Origin of the sequence: Hymenobacter plasmatis (assembly GCF_020711255.1) — a bacterium.
In the GTDB taxonomy this organism is placed as follows: Bacteria; Bacteroidota; Bacteroidia; order Cytophagales; family Hymenobacteraceae; genus Hymenobacter.
In genome coordinates this window covers 25,084-44,660 of the sequence record NZ_JAJFAW010000035.1, presented here as the reverse complement: position 1 = coordinate 44,660, position 19,577 = coordinate 25,084, and the positions used below count along the sequence as shown (strand labels likewise).

At 58.9% G+C, this 19,577-nt stretch carries 17 protein-coding genes and 1 tRNA gene; 9 read left to right on the top strand and 9 right to left on the bottom strand.

Annotated elements, in window-relative coordinates:
• Nucleotides 1-341: 341 nt before the first annotated feature.
• Both LJ738_RS19770 and LJ738_RS19765 read right to left on the bottom strand, forming a co-directional pair.
• Nucleotides 342-1,667, bottom strand: a complete 1,326-nt coding sequence (locus LJ738_RS19770) for a glycosyltransferase family 4 protein (RefSeq protein ID WP_227788079.1) — start codon at nt 1,665-1,667, stop codon at nt 342-344.
• A gap of 547 nt (nt 1,668-2,214) precedes the next feature.
• Complete coding sequence (locus tag LJ738_RS19765) at nt 2,215-3,291, bottom strand: mechanosensitive ion channel family protein (RefSeq protein ID WP_227788078.1); 1,077 nt, start codon at nt 3,289-3,291, stop codon at nt 2,215-2,217.
• Between the two features lie 389 nt (nt 3,292-3,680).
• Between LJ738_RS19765 and LJ738_RS19760 the strand changes: the two genes are divergently transcribed.
• A complete protein-coding gene (locus LJ738_RS19760; protein ID WP_227788077.1) occupies nt 3,681-4,751 on the top strand; it encodes a metallophosphoesterase in 1,071 nt (356 codons plus the stop codon).
• A gap of 199 nt (nt 4,752-4,950) precedes the next feature.
• The gene (locus LJ738_RS19755) at nt 4,951-6,144 is read left to right on the top strand and encodes an acetyltransferase domain-containing protein (protein WP_227788076.1); all 1,194 of its coding nucleotides are present in this window, start codon (nt 4,951-4,953) and stop codon (nt 6,142-6,144) included.
• A gap of 20 nt (nt 6,145-6,164) precedes the next feature.
• On the opposite strand, the gene LJ738_RS19750 is transcribed toward LJ738_RS19755, so the two are convergent.
• Nucleotides 6,165-6,488, bottom strand: a complete 324-nt coding sequence (locus tag LJ738_RS19750; protein WP_227788075.1) for a hypothetical protein — start codon at nt 6,486-6,488, stop codon at nt 6,165-6,167.
• A gap of 28 nt (nt 6,489-6,516) precedes the next feature.
• Nucleotides 6,517-7,140, bottom strand: a complete 624-nt coding sequence (pncA, locus tag LJ738_RS19745; protein WP_227788074.1) for a bifunctional nicotinamidase/pyrazinamidase — start codon at nt 7,138-7,140, stop codon at nt 6,517-6,519.
• A 93-nt stretch (nt 7,141-7,233) separates the two neighbouring features.
• Between pncA and LJ738_RS19740 the strand changes: the two genes are divergently transcribed.
• Nucleotides 7,234-8,103, top strand: a complete 870-nt coding sequence (locus LJ738_RS19740) for an SDR family NAD(P)-dependent oxidoreductase (protein WP_227788073.1) — start codon at nt 7,234-7,236, stop codon at nt 8,101-8,103.
• 42 nt (nt 8,104-8,145) lie between these two features.
• A complete protein-coding gene (locus LJ738_RS19735) occupies nt 8,146-8,931 on the top strand; it encodes an arylamine N-acetyltransferase family protein (protein ID WP_227788072.1) in 786 nt (261 codons plus the stop codon).
• A gap of 91 nt (nt 8,932-9,022) precedes the next feature.
• Here the strand turns inward: LJ738_RS19735 and LJ738_RS19730 are convergent, their stop codons facing one another.
• Both LJ738_RS19730 and LJ738_RS19725 read right to left on the bottom strand, forming a co-directional pair.
• Nucleotides 9,023-9,778 carry a hypothetical protein gene (locus tag LJ738_RS19730; protein ID WP_227788071.1) on the bottom strand — a complete coding sequence of 252 codons (756 nt, stop codon included), beginning with the start codon at nt 9,776-9,778 and terminating at the stop codon, nt 9,023-9,025.
• 92 nt (nt 9,779-9,870) lie between these two features.
• Complete coding sequence (locus LJ738_RS19725) at nt 9,871-10,425, bottom strand: GNAT family N-acetyltransferase (protein ID WP_227788070.1); 555 nt, start codon at nt 10,423-10,425, stop codon at nt 9,871-9,873.
• A 132-nt stretch (nt 10,426-10,557) separates the two neighbouring features.
• Between LJ738_RS19725 and LJ738_RS19720 the strand changes: the two genes are divergently transcribed.
• On the top strand, nt 10,558-11,295 hold the full coding sequence (locus LJ738_RS19720) for an SDR family oxidoreductase (RefSeq protein WP_227788069.1): 738 nt from the start codon (nt 10,558-10,560) through the stop codon (nt 11,293-11,295).
• Nucleotides 11,296-11,412: 117 nt separating this feature from the next.
• On the opposite strand, the gene LJ738_RS19715 is transcribed toward LJ738_RS19720, so the two are convergent.
• Nucleotides 11,413-12,918 (bottom strand): malate:quinone oxidoreductase, encoded by a 1,506-nt coding sequence (locus tag LJ738_RS19715; RefSeq protein WP_227788068.1) that lies wholly within the window; start codon nt 12,916-12,918, stop codon nt 11,413-11,415.
• A 144-nt stretch (nt 12,919-13,062) separates the two neighbouring features.
• Between LJ738_RS19715 and LJ738_RS19710 the strand changes: the two genes are divergently transcribed.
• From LJ738_RS19710 to LJ738_RS19695, 4 genes are all read left to right on the top strand, one after another.
• A complete protein-coding gene (locus LJ738_RS19710) occupies nt 13,063-14,148 on the top strand; it encodes an asparaginase (protein ID WP_227788067.1) in 1,086 nt (361 codons plus the stop codon).
• Between the two features lie 118 nt (nt 14,149-14,266).
• Nucleotides 14,267-14,354, top strand: a tRNA-Ser gene (locus tag LJ738_RS19705).
• Nucleotides 14,355-14,712: 358 nt separating this feature from the next.
• Nucleotides 14,713-16,140, top strand: a complete 1,428-nt coding sequence (locus LJ738_RS19700) for an MFS transporter (RefSeq protein ID WP_227788066.1) — start codon at nt 14,713-14,715, stop codon at nt 16,138-16,140.
• Between the two features lie 52 nt (nt 16,141-16,192).
• Nucleotides 16,193-16,702: a DinB family protein gene (locus LJ738_RS19695; RefSeq protein WP_227788065.1), complete on the top strand. Its 510-nt coding sequence runs from the start codon at nt 16,193-16,195 to the stop codon at nt 16,700-16,702.
• A gap of 191 nt (nt 16,703-16,893) precedes the next feature.
• Here LJ738_RS19695 and LJ738_RS19690 read toward each other — a convergent pair whose 3' ends face one another.
• Nucleotides 16,894-18,561: an amidohydrolase gene (locus LJ738_RS19690; protein WP_227788064.1), complete on the bottom strand. Its 1,668-nt coding sequence runs from the start codon at nt 18,559-18,561 to the stop codon at nt 16,894-16,896.
• A 170-nt stretch (nt 18,562-18,731) separates the two neighbouring features.
• Nucleotides 18,732-19,502 carry an AMP nucleosidase gene (locus LJ738_RS19685; RefSeq protein WP_068195905.1) on the bottom strand — a complete coding sequence of 257 codons (771 nt, stop codon included), beginning with the start codon at nt 19,500-19,502 and terminating at the stop codon, nt 18,732-18,734.
• Nucleotides 19,503-19,577 lie beyond the last annotated feature (75 nt).

Here is a 19,577-nt window from a genome sequence, read left to right as displayed (position 1 = left end):
GGTGACGTCGCTGGGATAGGCGCGGCGGGTAACTTCCATACCCGCTAATTTCGCTCACAAGTTCATAACACCGTCTAGGGCTGGGGGAGGTGATTGTAAATAGAATCTATAATATAATACTGTAACCAATTTATATATATTATCTAATGATGAATGCTGTTCGACCTTTTAAATCGGTCTGGATTTAGGGCCAATCACATTACTTATTGCAAGAATTATCTGGCATAGGCAGTAAGCCAATCTAAATAATTTATAATATATATATAGATTATAAATTAGTCTAGTCGCTCACATAAAAAACCTCAAGTCAAGCTCATCAATGCATTTAAGGCTTGAAAGGCCTATCGGTTTCTTGAAATTCCGCACTTATCCGGAGGACAGGTATGGTTCTTTACACGCCTTTCAAAACCGCTAATAGTTTGCTGTTTGTACATTTTTTCTTTAATCTTCGCTCTCACACGCGACACGGAACTAGGGTGAGCTCTAAACCGTGAATTGCGCAAATGAGGCCGAAAATGGCTTTCAAGTATCAGCTTCATCTCTTTACCCCAAACGTCCCAGTTAAGTCGCTGTTCGAAAAGCTGACGCGAGGAAATGCGCAACCGATTATACACCTCTTGATTTTCAAATACTCGGTTGATTGCTAGAGCGAAGTCGCTGCCACGTGCTGCTAAACTCAGCCGATAGCCATTTACGTCATCTTCCACGAAATCAGCAATGCCGCCGGTATCGGTGGTAAAAGATGGTACTCCAAAAGCACTTGCTTCGCAGAAAGCAATTGCTGCACATTCTGCTCGGGTTGGGAGCAGGAAAAAATCTGCATCTAGGTATAGCTGTGTTAACTGCGCGAGCTGCTTTGTATCATTCTTGTCAAGAAATGGAATTACTGTTAGTTTCTCATGCTTAAAGCCGACTGGGGGCGCAGTACCGCATATTGTTAGCCGCGCATCTACACCTGATTCATTTAGTTCGACCAAGGTCTCGAATGCGATTTCTCCGCCTTTGCGTTCCCAATCCACGCCCACAAAAAGCAGGTTGCAAACGGTGCCTTTCTGATGCTTCAATACCACTTCTCTGGGTAGTACCGTGGGCAGATTGGCTCCAAAAGGGAGTACTACCACATTTTCCATTGAAGCACCGAAGTCATGGATAGCCGATTCAGCTGCCCATTTTGATGAATACACGAGGAGACTGGACTTATTAATGGCAAGTTGCTCTACATATGTTAGCTCTTTCTTAGATATCTCAAGTAAATTTGATAGGCCCGAATAATAGTCGATAAGTTGCGTAATAGTGGAGTCACCACATTGCACAATTGGAATGTCGGTGCGCAGAAAAGCAACTTCTGTGTATGAAGCTGGGGCAAAAATAAAATCGAAGTGTTTGCCACGCAGCTTCGCCTTGAAAACAGCCGCGTAAATGCGTGCAGTTAGCACACTGATACTGTAATGGTAACGCTTGCCACCGCTTAGCCAACTAATGACTTTATTTGCCAAATCGCCAAAGGAGAACAAGTACCGCATTGATACCGGGCCCAAATATTCTACGTCGCCAACATGTTTCTCTAATGCTTGTCCAAGCATATAGTGAAGCCCTGACCAAGAACGTCGGTCTTTCGGATTGGTTGATGTAAGAAAGGCAATTTGGAGGCGCTTTGGATATAGCATATAGCTGAAGTTAAATGGCTAACTGCATGCAAATTACCTTTCGGATGATACGTGAATTAACAGCATTAATGCTGTTTTTTACACTTTATTTACTGCGTGATGAGCTTATTCTCCGCTTTAACACAACCATTAAAATTCGTTATTGATTAAGTATTAAATTCATAATTTAAGCTAGGAACTGTTAAAAAATATTGTGTAAATAAAATGTATAAGGAAACTCTCCCCAAAGTGAGCATGATATTCAACTTTACGGGCAAATTAAGCTGGACTTCAGTATATCTTAGCTTCTTGCTACGAGTTCGGAAATGTGAATATTGTTATTGCTGTGTTATTGCTGTGTTATTGCTGTGTTATTGCTGTTTTGGTTAATTGTTTGGGTTTGTGCTTTCGAAATAAGTCTTGCGTATATTGATGCACTATTATTTAAAATGATGATTATCTTTTGAAAGTTGGGTTAGCATATGATTTAACGCAGCCATCTGTAATTGCTAAACAACAATTAGGTGATGCCCAAATTGTACTAACTTTGGCGCAGTTGGTTCTCCTCCTAAGCCGGCGTGCCCAGGTAAGGCTTGAGCACCGGCGCGGGCCCCTCCACCACGGCGCGGGTATGGGGCAGGCTCCCGGGAAACTCCCGCTGCAGAAAGCCCACCAGCTGCTCGCGAACGGTGCAGCGCAACTCCCACACGTCGCTCGCGTTGGCGGCACTTACTAGGGCACGCAGCTCCATGGTGCGTTCCTTGGAGTCGGTGACGTGGAGTACGCACACGCGCCGGTCCCAGAGGGGGCTGGCGGCTACGATGCGCTGCAGCTCGGAGCGTACAGCCTCGACGGGTACGGTGTAGTCGGTTTGCAGCAGCACCGTGCCGAGTATCTGGCTGCTGTTGCGGGTCCAGTTCTGGAAAGGCTTTTCGATGAAATAATTGAGCGGCAGCACCAGGCGGCGTTCGTCCCAGATGTTGAGCACGACGTAGGTAAAGGTGATTTCCTCGACCCGGCCCCACTCGCCTTCTACCACCAGCACGTCATCGATGCGGATGGGCTGGGTGAAGGCTATCTGAAAGCCCGCCAGCAGGTTGCTAATGGAGCGCTGCGCCGCAAAGCCCACAATAACGCTGGCAATGCCGGCCGAGGTGAGTAGGCCGGTGCCGAGGCGGCGGACCGTCTCGAAGCTCATCAAAACCAGCCCCACGGCCACGAATACGATAAGCGACATGACCAGCTTCTTGATGAACTGGAGCTGGGTGAAAAGCTTGCGGACCCGCAGGTTGTCGGTGGTGTTAAGCTCATAGCGGCGCAGCACCTCGTCCTCCACCACATCCGTTAACTTGACGAGGCCCCAGGCGAAGGTGGTAATCAGGGCCATCTCGACCAGGCGGCGCAGCACTTCGAACGGCTGAGGCGGCAGCTGCACCAGCGGCAGGAGCAACGACACCGCCAGGGCCGGAAAAAACCAGCCGCTGGCCGGGCGCAGGTGCCGCCTGATTGACGTAATGAGCTCCGAGTTAGCGCGTCGGTTGTAGGTCTGGAGTACCGTCGATATCACAAGCCTGGCCACCAACCCAATTACCACGCCCAGTAGCAATATGCCCAGGGTGGCCACAAAGCCAGGGAAATGGGTCAAAAAATGAGCAAACTCTTCTTTCATGCTAAGTGCTGCGCAGGCCGGTGGCCCACTTTCCGATGAAGTGAGTTTACCTCGCACGGGTAGGAAAGGTTAACGGTGGTGCGGTCGCCAGGGCAGGGCCAGAGGGGGGCCTAAGATGCGGAAGGCCCTGGCACTGCAGGTCCTAATTGCGGCACTAGCAGCCGCGGTGGCTACTGGCGAAGCCATTTTAAGACAAGTTTGCCTGGCTCTACCAATCTAATAAAGCGCAAACTGCAGACAGGAATCTTATCCGAATCGGCACTAAAAAGTAGAGCCGAAAGTTTGGCCCAACTGACCTTTCTGCTATTGAGATGCCGTTTTTACGTCTAATTCAAAGGGCTTTTGTACTCGGTGCGGTATGCGCTTTGGCTTTAGCCCAGGCTGCCGAAGCCCAGCACTTTGCCGCCATAGGCGACTACGGCTACGCCAGTACGTTGGAGGCCGACGTGGCCCGGCTAGTAAAAAGCTGGAACCCCGAGTTCATCATCACCCTGGGCGACAACAACTACGACCAGGGCGCCGCCAGCACCATCGATGCCAATATCGGGCAGTATTACCACGAGTTCATCGGCGCTTACAAGGGGGCGTATGGGAGCGGGTCGCCCACCAACCGGTTTTTTCCGGCGCTGGGCAACCACGACACCAGCGCCGGCGGCGGGGTGCCCTACACCGATTATTTTACCCTGCCCGGCAATGAGCGGTTCTACAGCTTTGTGCGCGGCCAGGTGCAGTTCTTTGTGCTGAACAGCGAGTCCACTGAGGTCGACGGCACCAGCAGCACCTCCAGGCAGGCCCTGTGGCTCAAGGCGGAGCTGGCGGCCTCTAGGGCTCCGTGGAAGGTGGTGTACTTCCACGAGCCGCCGTATTCGTCGGGCTCGCACGGCAGTAACCTGGGCATGCGCTGGCCATTTCAGGAGTGGGGTGCCTCGCTGGTGCTGGCCGGGCACGACCATCATTACGAGCGCCTGGTGGTGGGCGGCCTCACGTATTGCGTCAATGGGCTGGGCGGGCGAAGCATCTACGGCGTGACCAATGCCATCGGCGGCAGCATGGTGCGCTACAATGCCGACTACGGCGCGCAACTGTTCGACGCCGGCCCCGACAGCCTCTGCGTGCGTTTCTACACCCGCACCGGGCACTTGGTCGATTCCTTTACCCTCCGGCCCGGCCTGAGCGCCGAGCCGCGGCTACTGGCCGTTTACCCGACGCCCTTTGAAGAAAACGCCCGGGTCGAGTTCTCGCTGCCCGGCGATGATGAGGTAGAAATCAGGCTGCTGAATGCCCTGGGCCAACAAGTGGCCGTGCTGCAGCAAGGCCGCTTGCGGGCCGGCCACCACGAGGTGGTTTACAAGCGGGGCGGCCTGGCGGCCAGCATCTACTTTGTGCAGCTCCGGAGCGGCCATTACCAGCCAGTGATGCGCACGGTGGCCCGCTAAAGCCACCGCGGGAGTTCCGCCCGACGCTGGTGGCGCGAAAGCAGGAGCAGGCAAGGATTCTGGGGGAGTTGAAGCAACTGGCGTGCGCGCCCAGGTGGCAGCGAAGTTTGCTAATATATTTTGCTAAAGGCGACAAGTATTTGGGCCGCAGATTTCTAACTTGGCATCCCTTCCCACCCATTCCTCGGGCCCTTCGCCTATGCTCCAGACTACTATCCTGCCACCCACGCCCGCATTGAGCCGGGTGGTTGCATCCCGCGTGCAAGCCATCGATGTGGTGCGGGGCCTGGTGATGATAATCATGGCGCTCGACCACGTTCGCGAGCTTTGGAGCCCGACCAGGGTGCGGCCCGAAGACGTGGCCCACGCTTCGGCGCTGCTGTTTTTTACGCGCTGGGTCACGCATTTCTGCGCGCCCACGTTTGTGTTTCTCTCGGGCACCAGCATCTTTCTCTATCAGCAAAAACAGCCCAGCCGGGCCCAAGTAAGCCGCTTTCTGCTCACGCGCGGCCTGTGGCTGGTGGTGCTGGAGCTGGTGGTTATCAACTTCCTACTGCAGTGGGGCTACAATTTGCTCTTGCTGCAGGTTATCTGGGCCATTGGCTGGGGCATGGTGGTGCTGGCGGGCCTTATCTGGCTGCCGCGCGGGCTGTTGGCTGCGCTGGCGTTTGTCATCATTGCGGGGCACAACCTGCTGCCCGTCATCCAGCCGGTCACTTCCGCCAATGCGGTGTGGGCGCTGCTGCACAATACACCGTTTGTGCTGCCGGTGCCGCAGCTGCCGCCTTTGCTGGTGGCGTATTCCCTTGGGCCGTGGTTGGGCGTGATGCTGGCCGGCTACCTTATTGGGCCGTGGTTCCGGCGGCCGCTGGCGCAGCGCAAGCAGCTGTTGCGCCTGGCAGGGGCGGGGCTGCTGGTGCTGTTTGTGGCGCTGCGGGCCACCAATTGGTACGGCGACCCCAGCCCCTGGAGCGTGCAGCCGCGGGGCCTGGCCTACACGGTGCTGTCGTTTATCAACGTCACCAAATACCCGCCGTCGCTGCTGTTTCTGTGCCTCACGCTGGGGGTGGCGCTGCTCTTGCTGAGCGGCGCCGAAAGTGCTACCAACCGGCTCAGCCAGGTGCTGCGTACCTTTGGGCAGGTGCCGTTTTTCTACTACCTGATGCACTTGCTGCTCATCAGCGGCGCGGCCTGGGTCTGGACCACCTTCGCTTTTGGCAAGCCTTTCAACTTTTCGTTTGCCGCCGTAAAGGATTGGCCCGCGGGGTATCAGCCGAGCCTGGCGCGGGCATACCTGGTGTGGGCCTCGGTGGTGGTGCTGCTCTACTTGCCATGCCGGTGGTACCAGGGTTTCAAGCAGCGGCATTCCTACTGGTGGCTCTCGTATTTGTAGGCCCAGCGTAGCGGGAGCGGCTATTTCACCGGCGCGGTGCGCACGGTGCCCGTGGCTTTGTCTACTTCGAAGCGGGCGCTATTGGGCATCCGCTGGGCCCAGTCGGTGCGCGGCACCAGGACTTGCCATGTGGTTTCGTTGTCGTTGACCCGGGCCGAATCGAGCACGTAGAGCTTGGCATTGGGCTGGCTTTCGAGGTAGCGCCCCACGGCCGCCCGGGCATCGGCCTGGGAAAGCGGCGTGGCCGGTTGCGTGGCGTCGGGTTGGGCTGAAACCGTGGTGGGCGGCGTTTGCTGGCAGCTGGCGAGGGCTGTTAATAGCAGGAAGGCGAAGGGCTTTAGCATGAGCGCAGGGGAGGAGAGCTGGTGAGGGCTATTGAAGCTTTGGGGCCAGAAGGGACTGGCTTTCCAGGAGTCGGATGCCGCGGGCTTGCATATCGGCGAGAGCCGTCTGAAAGCCTTCGGTGCTGATGGGCCGGGTGGCGTCGGTGATGAAATGGGTGGCAAAGCCTTCGACCTGGGCATCGAGCGCCGAAAAGTACACGCAGAAGTCGCCGGCTAGCCCAACCAGATACACATCGGTGGCGCTGCGGCCGCGCAGGTATTCGGCCAGGCCTGTGGATTTGCGGCGGCCGTTGTCGTAAAACGCGCTGTAGGAATCAATCTCTGGCGCCATGCCCTTGCGGAAAATAGCCTCGACGCGCCGGGTGTCGAGGGCCGGGTGCAGGTTGGTGCCGGCAGTTTCCTGCACGCAATGGTCGGGCCAGAGCGTCTGGGGCAGGCCGTGCAGCTCAATTTGGTTGAACGGCTCGTGGCCGGCGTGGCTGCTGGCAAAGCTCTCGTGGCCCGCCGGGTGCCAGTCCTGGCTGGCCACCACTAGGTCGAAGTGCGGCTGCAAAGCGTTGACGAGCGGAATAATGGCGTCGCCATCGGGCACGGCCAGGCGGCCGCCGGGCACAAAATCGTTTTGGATATCGATGAGCAGGAGGGTCTTCATGGAATGCGTGCTGGCCAGGGCCTACTAAACTCAAGTATGGCGCCGCGAGTTACGTCTACGCGCTTACACCTTAATCATCAACTTAACTCGCTCATGCCCGACCTACATCATCAAACTGTGCTCGTTACCGGAGCTACCTCCGGCATTGGCAAAGTAACGGCCACCGAGCTGGCCCGCATGGGTGCCCACGTGGTGCTGCTGGCCCGCAACGCCGCAAAGGCCGAGGCCACGCAACAGGAAATCAAAGCCGCCGCCGGCCACGACCGCGTCGACGTGCTGCTGGCCGATTTGGCCGACCTGGAGCAGGTGCGCCGGGCTGCGGCCGAGTTCAACGCCCGTTACCCCCGGCTGGATGTGCTGGTGAACAACGCCGGGCTGATTTTCGGGGCCGAGCGCCAGCTTTCCGTCGATGGCAACGAGCTGGGCCTGGCCACCAACCACTTGGGGCCATTCCTGCTCACGGCCTTGCTGCTCGAGAAGCTGCAGGCCAGCCCCTCCGCCCGCGTGGTGAATCTGGCCTCCCTGGCCCACAAATTTGCCAAGCCCAACCTGGCAGACATCCAATCGGCGCAGCACTACAGCGCAGCCCGGGTCTACGCTAACACCAAGCTCTACAACATCATGTTCACCCAGGAAATGGCCCGCCGCTTGCGCGCCCACGGCATCGGCCACGTGACCACCAATGCCGTGCACCCCGGCGCCGTGGCCAGCAACTTCGGCGACAGCGCCGGCGGGTGGCTGGGCAAACTCACGCAAATGTCCCGCCCTTTTATGCTCTCGGTGGAAAAAGGCGCCGAAACGAGCATTTTTCTGGCCTCGGCCCCCGAGGTGGCGAACGTAAGTGGCGGCTACTTTGCCAAGAAAAAAGCCGTGCCCGTGCAGCACCCCTTCAATACGCCCGAGAACGCCCGGCAGCTCTGGAAACTGAGCGAGCAGTTGACGGGCACGTCGGTTCTGGCGTAATTAGCTGCCGCAACTTGCTTGCCTAACCGCTATTGTTCGTCTATGTCTGCCACCGTTGACCTTGCCGCCTACACCGCCCGCATTGGCTACCAGGGCCCGCTCACGCACTCGCTGGAAACGCTCGTGGGACTGCACCGGGCGCAGGCGTTCAGCATCCCGTTCGAAAACCTCGACATTCACCTCAACCGCGCCATCGGCCTCGACCCGGCCAGCCTGGTGCAGAAGCTGGTGCAGGAGAAACGCGGCGGCTACTGCTACGAGCTCAACGGCTTGTTTCGGCTAGTACTGCAGCAGTTGGGCTTTCGGGTGACGTGCCTGGTGGGCCGCAACCTGCTGGCCGGTCCGCCGCTGCGGCCCCGCGCGCACGAGGTGCTGCTAGTGGAAGTAACCGGGCAGCCCTGGCTGGTGGATTTGGGCTTTGGGACCAACGGCTTAATTGAGCCAATTCCCCTGGAGGCCGGCCCCGAACACCGCCAGTTTTTCGATGCCTATCGCCTGCAAGCCGCGCCCCAGCACAACTACCATCTGCAACTGCACATGCAGGGCGTGTGGCAGAGCCTCTACACATTCACGCTCGACGAGGCTCAGCCCAGCGACTTCCAGATGATGAATTTCTATTATTCGCAGTCGCCGGATTCGCCGTTTCGCAAGAAGCGCATCACCACCTTGGCCGCCCCCGATTTTCGCGCCAGCCTCGTTGATAACGAGCTGAAAATCCGGCGGCCCGATGGTTCCATCACCGCCATTACCTTGGCCGATTCTGATGCTTACGCCCAGACCCTGGAAACCCATTTTGGCATCCGTCTGCCCGCGCCATTGCCTGTTTAGCTCAAGTTGCTAAGCGACGAGCTCTGTCTTAACACGGTAGCCCCAGCGGGGTTGTACCCGCTGGGGCTACGTTTAGTAGCTCAAAATTCAGCTATTTCGCGGTGCTGGCGTCAACCGCGTTAAGCACATCAGCCCAATCGGCTTCCGTTTTGGGGCTTTTCGCGGCGGCGGCCGTTTTCAGGGCAGCGGCGAGCGTGGGGGCGGCGGCTTGCAGGGGCTTCAGGGCCAGCTTTACCGGTACCAGGCTGCCGGTGGCAGAGCGCACATAGTACACGGTCTTATCTTCGATTTCGTCGTACCGCTGGTCGGTGCTGTAGGCGCCTTGGTAGTTCGCTTTCTTCAGCGTTTTGATGTAGTGCTTCAGCAGGGAGTACTGGCCTTCGTGCAGCACCTCTACGTAGTCGGTGCGGTGCTTTTCGAGTGGCGCATCCGAGAAGCGGCGAAATACGCGCTGCCTGGCGGGGCCGAATGGCGTGGCGGGCTCTTGCAACACAAACCGCACCACCTGGCGGTCGTCGAGTTGCAGCGAATCCTTGGGCCGGGCCAACGTGCGCATAAGCAAGCGGTGCTCGAGCACGTCGTACTTCAACGGTACCGGCGCCAGAGGCGTATTGGTGTTCAGGGTGATAAGGGCGGGCAGCCAGCGGTTGTCGGCGTAGGGCGAGCCCTTCAGGCCGTAGCTTTCGCCCCGGGGCAGTACTGCGGGGGCACCGGCCACCAACGCGTTTAGGTTGGCTTGGGCCGCGACGCCACCCGATTGACTACCCTGCTGCGCGTGAGCGGTAGCGCCAGTCAGCAAAAGGCCCAGCAGCGGTAATAGCCGAAAGTTCATGGGAATGAGAAGCATGAGAAGTAGAAATGCAGGCTCAATTTATAGCTTTTTTTCTCGATTTACTGCCGTATTCCAGCTCACTGCAAGTATCAGGCCGTGAGCTTGAGCTACGCTGCTTTCTCAGCAGCCGGGTACAGGGCGCGCCACTCGTCTTCCAGGATGCCCATCTCGATGAGCGACCAGTATTCGTCGCCGTGCCGCACCACGTCGCGCAGCACACCTTCCTGCGTAAAGCCCGCTTTGAGGTAGCAATTGATGGCCGCGTGGTTGAAGTCGTAGACGCCCAAGCTGATGCGGTGCAGCTTCAGGTCCTCAAACCCAATGCGCAGCAAGGCCTTCACCATGCCCTGGCAGATGCCCCGGCGGCGCTCCGTTGACTTGCCCACCAGCACGCGGGTGATGCGCCCGGCCCGGTCGCGCTGGCTGATGCCGCCCAGGGAAATGTGGCCGACCGTGACGCCCGTTTTGGATTCCACGGCCTTGTAAATAAATACGTTAGGGTCGGTGAAATTGTTGGCATCTTCCACGTACCAGTTCAGGCTGGCTTGGGTAAGGGGAAACGAAAACATCGAGCCGCTCCACTCTTTCATAAGCCGTTCGTCGTCGACCCAAGCCATGAGTTCGCTGAAATCGGCCGGGGTGAAGGGTTCTAATTCAATCATAAAAAGCGCGAGGCGCGTAAGCTTAGTTGCAGCAATAAGCCCGAAAGATAAGACCCCGGCCGGGCTACCAGCTCAACTATCTGCCGCCGCTACTTGTTAGCGGCCAACTTCCACTTACTACCCTTTCTTTTCATGAACTTATCCAACAACACGGTTCTGCTCACCGGCGGCGCTTCCGGCATTGGGCTGGCCTTGGCCGCCCGCTTTCTGCAGGCCGGCAGCACCGTCATTATTTGTGGCCGTCGGGCCGACAAACTCGCTGAAGCCCAGCAACTCTACCCGGCCCTCATCACCCGCGAGTGCGACGTGGCCAACGTGGCCGAACGGGTGGAGCTGGTACGTTGGGCCACCACCCAATACCCGCGCCTCAACGTGCTGGTAAACAACGCCGGCATCCAAAACCGGATCCAACTGGCCGACAGCCCCGGAGACTGGGAAACACTCCGCCAGGAAATCACCATCAATGTGGAAGCTCCCATCCACCTGGCTATGCTGCTCATTCCGCATCTCCGCGAGCAGCCCCAGGCCGCCATTATCAATGTCACGTCGGGCTTGTCGTTTGCGCCCGCGGCGTTTGCGCCCATCTACAGCGCCACCAAGGCCGCGCTGCACTCGTTCACCCTGTCGTTGCGTCACCAGCTGCAGCCCACCGGCATTTCGGTGCTCGAAATTGTGCCTCCGGCAGTCAATACCGACCTCGGCGGACCCGGGCTGCACACCTTCGGCGCTCCCGTCAACGAGTTTGCCGATTCCGTGATGGCGCGCCTGGCCGCCGGCGAGCACGAAGTCGGCTACGGCACGTCGGAGCAAGCCCGACTGGCCTCCCGCGCCGAATTGGACGAGCGGTTTCGGCTCATGAACAACCGCTAGAGTAACTCAAGCGGCTGTCATGCAGAGCGCCGCGAAGCATCTTATCACGTTCGAACAATTCGTTCAGCGGCGATAAGATGCTTCGCGGCGCTCTGCATGACAAGCGCTTTGCGGGCTTTACGCCTCCAATTTCAGGGCCTGGCGGCTGCGCTCACGCACCTCTGCAGTAAGCGCCGGGTCGGCGGCCAAGTGCTTGCCGAAAGATGGTACCAGTTGGCGGAATCGCGCCTGCCATTCGGGGGTCGCGGCCCGGTCGGGAAAGCACTTTTGCACCAAATCCAGCATGATGGCCACGGCGGTGCTGGCGCCCGGCGAAGCCCCAAGCAGCGCCGACATGGAGCCGTCGGCCGAGGTAACCATCTCGGTGCCAAATTCAAGCACGCCGCCCTTCTTTTTGTCCTTTTTGATGACCTGTACGCGCTGTCCGGCCACTTCCAGTTGCCAGTCGTCGGGGTTGGCCTTGGGGTAATATTCGCGCAGGGCGGCGGTGCGCTCTTCGGGCGATTGCAGCACCTGCCCAATGAGGTAGCGGGTAAGACCCAGGTTGCGCGCCCCGGCATAGAGCAGCGGCCGGATGTTGCCCAGCTCAATGGAACGGAACAAATCGGTATAAGAGCCTTTCTTCAAAAACTTGGTGCTGAAGCCCGCGTAGGGCCCAAAGAGTAGCTCCTTGCGGCCGTTTATCTGGCGGGTATCAAGGTGCGGCATCGACATGGGCGGCGAACCCACGGCGGGCTTGCCGTACACTTTGGCTTCATGCCGGGCAATCACGGCGGGGTTTTGGCACTTCAGCCACTGCCCGCTCACGGGGAAGCCGCCGAAGCCGTTGGCCTCCGGAATGTCGGTTTTTTCAAGCAGCGGCAGCGTGCCGCCACCGGCCCCAATAAACACGAAGCGGGCCCGCACAATGCGGCTTTCGTCCGTGGCCAGGTTGCGCACCTTGATGCGCCAGATGCCGTCGTCCTTGCGGCGGAAGTCCTCCACTTCGTGGCCCAGGTTCAAATCAACTCCGGGCAAACTCTTCAGGTAATTGGACAGGCAGCGGGTGAGGGAGCCAAAGTTGACATCGGTGCCGATGGGCATGCGCGTGGCGGCTACCGGCACGGCGGGGTCGCGGCCGTCCATCACCAGCGGAATCCAGGCGGCAATCTGGGCGGGGTCGTCGCTGAATTCCATGCCCTGGAAGAGGGGAGAGCCCAGCAGGGCCGTGTGGCGCCTGCGCAGGTATTCCACGTTGGCCGCGCCCCACACAAAGCTCATGTGCGGAATGGTGCGAATGAAGGAAGTAGGGTCGGGCAATTGACCTTCCTGCACCAGCGTGGCCCAGAACTGCTTGCTGAGCTCAAATTGCTCGGCAATTTTATCGGCCTTGCTGATGTCGATGGAGCCGTCGGGGCGCTCGGGGGTGTAGTTGAGCTCACAAAACGCCGAGTGGCCGGTGCCGGCGTTGTTCCAGGCGTCGGAGCTTTCGGCCGCCACGGCGTCGAGGCGCTCGTAGCCGCCAATGGTTACGTTGGGGTCCAGGGCTTTGAGCAGCACGCCCAGCGTGGCGCTCATGATGCCCGCGCCAATAATGACGACGTCGGTGACGGGTTTGGTGGGGTCTTGGTCCGTTGGAGTCATAAAAATGGTAATAGGAGGGCCGTAGGCAATACGAGCGATAACGGGCAAGGGCTGTTGGTTGACGAAAAAAACCAGCACACTACCTTGCAGCAGCCAACGGCACTTCCCTCCTTGGTAAGCAGGGGAGTTTTCGTTCTTCCTCCCATGCCCGACCTCGATTTGCCGCTGCTGCCCCTGCCCACCCGCGCCGACCCGGCCAACACCGCGGCGCCCCGGCTGCTCATTATTTACACCGGCGGCACGGTGGGCATGGCCGTAAACCGCAGCGGGGAGCTGGTGCCCATGCAGTTTGGGCGCCTCGACCACAAGATGCCTGAGCTGGCCCGCCTGCCGTTTCAGCTGGAGCTGCTAAGCTTGCCCGCGCCCATCGACAGCAGCAACGTAACGCCCGACGACTGGCTGTTTCTGGCTCAACTCATCGGCCGGCACTACGCCGATTTCGATGGCTTTGTGGTGCTGCACGGCACCGATACCATGGCGTATTCGGCCGCGGCGTTGAGCTACGTGCTCGAGCACCTGGGCAAGCCGGTAGTATTCACCGGGGCGCAGGTGCCGGTGGGGGCCAACCGCTCCGATGCCCAGCGCAACCTCGTGACGGCGCTGGAAATTGCGGCGGCCCGCCACCCCCGCGCCCACACCGTGCGCGTGCCGGAGGTGTGCGTGTTTTTCAACGATGTGCTCATTCGCGGCACCCGCGCCAAAAAAGTGGAAAGCCAGCAGTTTGCCGCTTTCAAAAGCGAAAATTACCCGCCGCTAGCCCGGGCCGGCATCAGCCTGGAGTTCGACGACAATAGCATCCGCCTGCTGCCCGGCGCCCGCCTTAAAGTGCACACCAACCTGGAAACCGGCGTTGCCGTCCTGCGCTTGTTTCCGGGCATCACCGAAGCCGTGGTAAGCGCTATTCTGGGCATCCCGGGCCTGCGGGGCTGCGTGCTCGAAACCTATGGCTCGGGCAACGCGCCTACGGCGCCGTGGTTTTTGAAATGCCTGGCCGATGCCCGCGCCCGCGGCGTGTGGTTGCTCAATGTGAGCCAGTGCGAAGAGGGCCGCGTGGTGCAGGGCAAGTACGAAACCAGTGCGCACTTCACCGAGCTGGGCATCGTGGGTGGCGACGACATCACCACCGAAGCCGCTGTCACGAAGCTGATGTTTGTGCTGGGCCTCGGGCTGGGGGAGGAGCGCACCCGGGAGCTGCTGGGCCAGGACCTGCGCGGCGAAATCACGCCCTGATTTTTAGGTGTCAGTTGTTGGTTGTCAGTTGTCAGGCCAGGTTAGGCGCACAAAACTGGCAGCTAACAACCAACAACTGCCAACTGCGCTCTATCTTTGCCCCATCAACCAACATCCTTGAGGGGTGTCCGAGTGGTCGAAGGAGCACGCCTGGAAAGTGTGTATGGCTCAAAAGGTCATCGTGGGTTCGAATCCCATCCCCTCAACAAAAAGCCCGTTTCCTGTAAGGAGACGGGCTTTTTTATTGTGCTAATTAGGTAGCTCTCGTAAGTTGAGCTGCTTTAATAACAGCTCCCGAGTTCTTAGCCTGTTACCGGTCCTGCCGTCAGCACTTCAGGTGCTTACCACTAAGTCTATAGCTTCAGAAGCTCATTGCTAGGCAAGGCACGGGGCGAGCGCGCCAAGCGCTGGTTCACCGACGATGAAACCCGCCAGAGAAGGGCCACGACTCCGTTCACTCGCAAGTCGCCCAATGTGGAGGTTACCGCGGAGCTCGGGCCAAGGTGCAAGCGCCCAAAACCCATTACCTTGCCCGCATATAAGCTCCAACCTGCGCCCTTCCTTATGGCCTCTTCCCCAACCTTGGCCACCGCTTCCGGTGCCATCGAAAAAGACAACAAGCGCATCACCACCGGCTGGACGTTCTACGACTGGGCCAACTCGGTGTATCCGCTGGTGATTACCAGCTCAATTTTTCCGATTTACTGGTCCAGCGTCATCAAGCAGATAACGCACACCGACAGCGGCCAGAGCCCCGTGAGCTTCCTGGGCATGCAGGTGCCGGGCTCCTCGCTGCTGAACTACGCCATTTCGGCCTCGTTCCTGCTCATTGCTATTGTCAGCCCGTTCCTCACGTCGCTGGCCGATTTTTCGGGGCGCAAGAAGCTGTTCCTGCAAATCTTTTGCTACATCGGAGCGCTCTCGTGCGCGGGGCTGTTCTTCTTCTCGCCGGCCACGCTCACCATGTCCACGTTCATTTTCGTGGCAGCTACGGTTGGCTTTTCGGGCAGCATCGTGTTCTACAATTCCTACCTGCCCGAAATCAGCTCAGAAGAAAAGTTTGATTCGCTCTCGGCCAAGGGCTTTTCGATGGGCTATATCGGCTCGGTTATCCTCCTGATTACCTGCTTGGTAATTAATCAGTTTCACGATAAAATTGGTATTGGAGCCGAGCGGGCCGCGCAGCTCTCGTTCCTGCTAACTGGCCTGTGGTGGGCCGGCTTCGCCCAGATTCCCTTTGCCACGCTGCCGCCCGACCGCGGCCGCCCGGCCGATGCGCCCGAAGCCAAGGGCGGCTGGCTGCTCAACGGTTTTCATGAGCTGGGCAAAGTATGGGACCAGCTCAAGCAGCTGCCTAACGTGAAGAAGTTTCTGCTCGCCTACTTCACCTACAACATGGGCGTGCAAACGGTGATGTACGTGGCCACCCTCTTCGGTACCGATGAATTGCACCTCGAATCGGGCGCGCTGATTCTCACCATTCTGCTACTGCAGGTGGTGGCCATCGCGGGCGCTTACCTGTTTGCCAAGCTCTCCGAGCGTATCGGCAACACGCGGGCGCTGAGCTGGTCGGTGTTCATCTGGATGCTGATATGTATTGCCGGCTACTTCGTGCAGGCCGGCTGGAGCTTCTACGCGCTGGCTTCCATCATCGGCCTCACTATGGGCGCTATCCAGAGCCTGAGCCGTTCGACTTATTCGAAGATTATTCCCGAAAACACGCCCAACTCGGCCGCCTTCTTCAGCTTCTTCGACGTGACCGAGAAGCTGAGCATCGTCATCGGCACGGCCACGTTCGGCATCATCAACCAGGTTACCGGCTCGATGCGCAACAGCCTGCTGGCCCTGATTGTGTTCTTCATTCTGGGCCTGTACTTCCTGCTCCAGCTGCGCGGCAAAAAGCTGCGCGAAGACTCACTGGGCCCCATTGCGTTGCCCGGCCCACCGCCCGCCTCGGCTGCCGCCGAAATGGGCGCGCCCATGTCCCGGTAGCCGTTGGTTTTTTGCGTAATTCGCAGCGTTTAGTCCATCCTTTTAGCACCTCATGCACACCTCTTCCATCCAACAAAACATCCTTGCCGAGCTCGACCATGAACTGGCCCAAACCCGCAAAACAATCGAACGGGTCCCCTTCGACCAAGCCGACTACAAGCCCCACCCCAAGAGCATGTCGCTGTGGCAGCTAGCCACCCACGTTGTGAACCTATTGGCTTTCAATACTCTGTTTGTACAAGTGGATTCGCGCGACTTTCTCGACCCCAATGCTCCCAAGCCCGGCCCCACGCCCACTAGCCACGAGGCGCTGCTTGCCCGCTTTGACGAGTACAGCGCCACCCTACGCCAGGCGCTGCACGAGAGCGACGACGAAAAACTGACCCATAATTTCAAGCTGCACCGCGGCGAGCACACCATCATGGAGATGCCCAAGGCCGCGGCAGTGCGCATCATGGGGCTCAACCATAGCATTCACCACCGCGGCCAGCTCACGGTATACCTGCGGTTGCTGGATATTCCGGTGCCCGGCCTCTACGGTCCCAGCGCCGACGAGAAGTAGAACGGCTCCTCGCCTGTCACTGCGAGCGGAGCGCGGCAATCTGTTCTGGTCTCAGCAACTACCTTAGTAATGTGAAAAGCCCCGGCTCTGCTACGAGTCGGGGCTTTTACTGTAAAAGGCTTTGTCACTTCTCAGGATTGGTCGCAGTGAGAGGAAGGATTGCCGCGCTGCGCTCGCAATGACAGACGGGCCTACTTGCGCTCAAATACTGATTGCCCGCCTATCCAGGTTTGCAGCACCGTGGCGCCACGCAGCTTCTCGTTGGGCGCGGTTAGCAAGTCGGTATCCAACACCACGAAATCAGCCAGCATGCCGGGCTTGATTTGGCCTTTGCGCTTCTCTTCGAAGGCGGCGTGGGCGGCCCAGGTAGTCATGCCGCGCAGGGCATCGGGGCGGGAAATGGCGTTTTCCATCTGGAAGCCGCCTTTGGGGTAGTTCTTGGCATCCTGCCGGGCCACGGCCGAGTGGAAGCCATAAAGCGGGTTGATGTCTTCCACGGGAAAGTCGGAACCCAGCGCCAGCTGGCCGTATTGCTTAAGCAGCTCAGCGTAGGCGTAGGCCGTTTTCACGCGCTGCGGGCCCAGGCGCTCGCCAGCCCAATACATGTCGGAAGTGGCGTGGGTGGGCTGCACCGAGGGCACGATGCCATATTGCCCGAACTTGGGCATGTCGGCCGGCGTGATGACCTGGGCGTGCTCGATGCGCCAGCGGCGGTCTTTCTGGCCGTGCAGCGCCTCACCGTAAATGTTGAGGATAACCCGGTTGGCGGAGTCGCCGATGGCGTGGGTGTTCATCTGGAATTTCGACGCGGCCAGCTCCTTGGCCAGGGCGCGGTATTCTTTCACGGTTGAAAGCAAAAAGCCGGTTTCCTTGGGCCGGTCGGCGTAGGGCTCCACCAGGCAGGCCCCGCGGGAGCCCAGCGCCCCATCGGCGTACACTTTGAAGGAATTCACCGTGAGCTGGTCAGTGAGGATTGGGCCGTTTTTCAGGTAATAAGCCCGGTTGGCTGGGGTAGGTGCCAGCATGGCGTAGAGCCGTAGCTTGAGCTGGCCCTGCTGCTGCAACGCGGCCATCTGGTCGATGTTGGCCTTGTCGAGGCCGGCATCGGCGAGGCTGGTGAGGCCCACGGCCAGGCAGTTTTGCTGGCCTTGTAGCAGCAACTGGTTGGCTTCGGCCGTGGAGGGGTCCGGGATGTCTTTGCCCACCAGGCGGGTGGCATTGTCGACGAGCAGGCCGGTAAGGCGACCCTGGGCGTCGCGCGTGATGGTACCCCCGCTAATGGGCGTAGCGGCCGTAATGCCGGCTAGGTCCAGGGCCTTTTGGTTGACAAGGGCGGCGTGGCCATCGACCCGGATTATGGCCACCGGAACGTCAGGGAACAACCGGTCCAGGGCGTCTTTGGTGGGGAACTGCTTGTTTGGCCAGTCGTTCTGGTCCCAGCCGCGGCCCAGTAGCCAAGCTGCCTGCGGAAACTTCTGGCGATGCGCCTGCAGCTTCTGCAGCACATCTTCCCAGGAAGTGGTGCCCACTAGGTTGGCCGAACTCAAGCCCAGCGAATAGCGGTAGAAGTGGCAGTGCGCATCGTAAAAACCGGGGTAGATAAACTGACCTTTGGCGTCTACTTCCTTTGTGGCGGCGTACCGGCCCTTGAGGTCATCGGAACTGCCCACGGCCACAAACTTGCCGTCTTTCACCGCAAAAGCCTGGGCTTTGGAAAAGGTCGAATCAACGGTGTAAACCGTGGCGTTGGTAACAAGCAAATCCACGGGCTCGCGCTTGGCCTGGCAGCCGGCCAGGGCGCCCAGCGCCAGCACCGAAATGCCCGCTTTCTGCCGCAACAGATTGGTAAAGGTTCTCATGGGAAACCGAGTGTTTTGGAAATAAAAAGAACGTCATGCTGAGCGGAGCCGAAGCATCTCGCGTGCAATAGTAATTCAATCGTTCAATCGAAGGCATTACTACCCCACGCGAGATGCTTCGGCTCCGCTCAGCATGACGGTTGGATGACACGCGACGGGCGTTTATCGCCTTACTCGAAGCGCATGTGCTTCACCGACTCCCCCGAAAACTGCAGCTCCTGCAGCGACTCGATGCCGATTTGCAGGTGGCGCTTCACGTAATCGGTGGTCACTTTCGAGTCCGATTCCGAGGTTTTCACGCCCTCCGGGGTCATGGGGTTGTCGCTCACCAGCAGCAGGGCGCCGTGGGGAATGTCGTTCATGAAGCCGACCACAAAAATGGTGGCGGTTTCCATGTCGACGGCCATGGCGCGCACCCGGCGCAGGTAGTCCTTAAACTCGGTGTCGTGCTCCCACACGCGGCGGTTGGTGGTGTACACGGTGCCGGTGAAGTAATCAAGCTCGTGCTTTTTAATCATCGACGACACGGCGCGCTGCAGGCGGAAGGAGGGCAGCGCCGGAATTTCCTTGGGCAGGTAGTCGTCCGAAGTACCGTCGCCGCGAATGGCCGCGATGGGCAGCACCAGGTCGCCAAGCTTGGTTTTTTTCAGCCCACCGCACTTGCCCAGAAACAGCGCCGCCTTGGGCTTGATGGCCGAGAGCAGGTCCATCACCGTGGCAGCCATGGGCGAGCCCATGCCGAAGTTGATGATGGTGATGCCGTTGGCCGTGGCCGTTTGCATGGGCTTGTCGAGGCCCCGCACTTCACATTCGAACTGCTCGGCAAACATGTACACGTAGTTGCTGAAGTTGGTGAGCAGGATGTACTGCCCAAACTCATTCAGCGGCACGCCGGTGTAGCGCGGCAGCCAGTTGTTAACAATTTCTTCTTTGGTCTTCATAAGGAGTGACGGGGTGGTTGAGCGACTGAGTGAGGGGTGGAAGAAAGGACGCAAAACCCGAAGTCACTCAGTCGC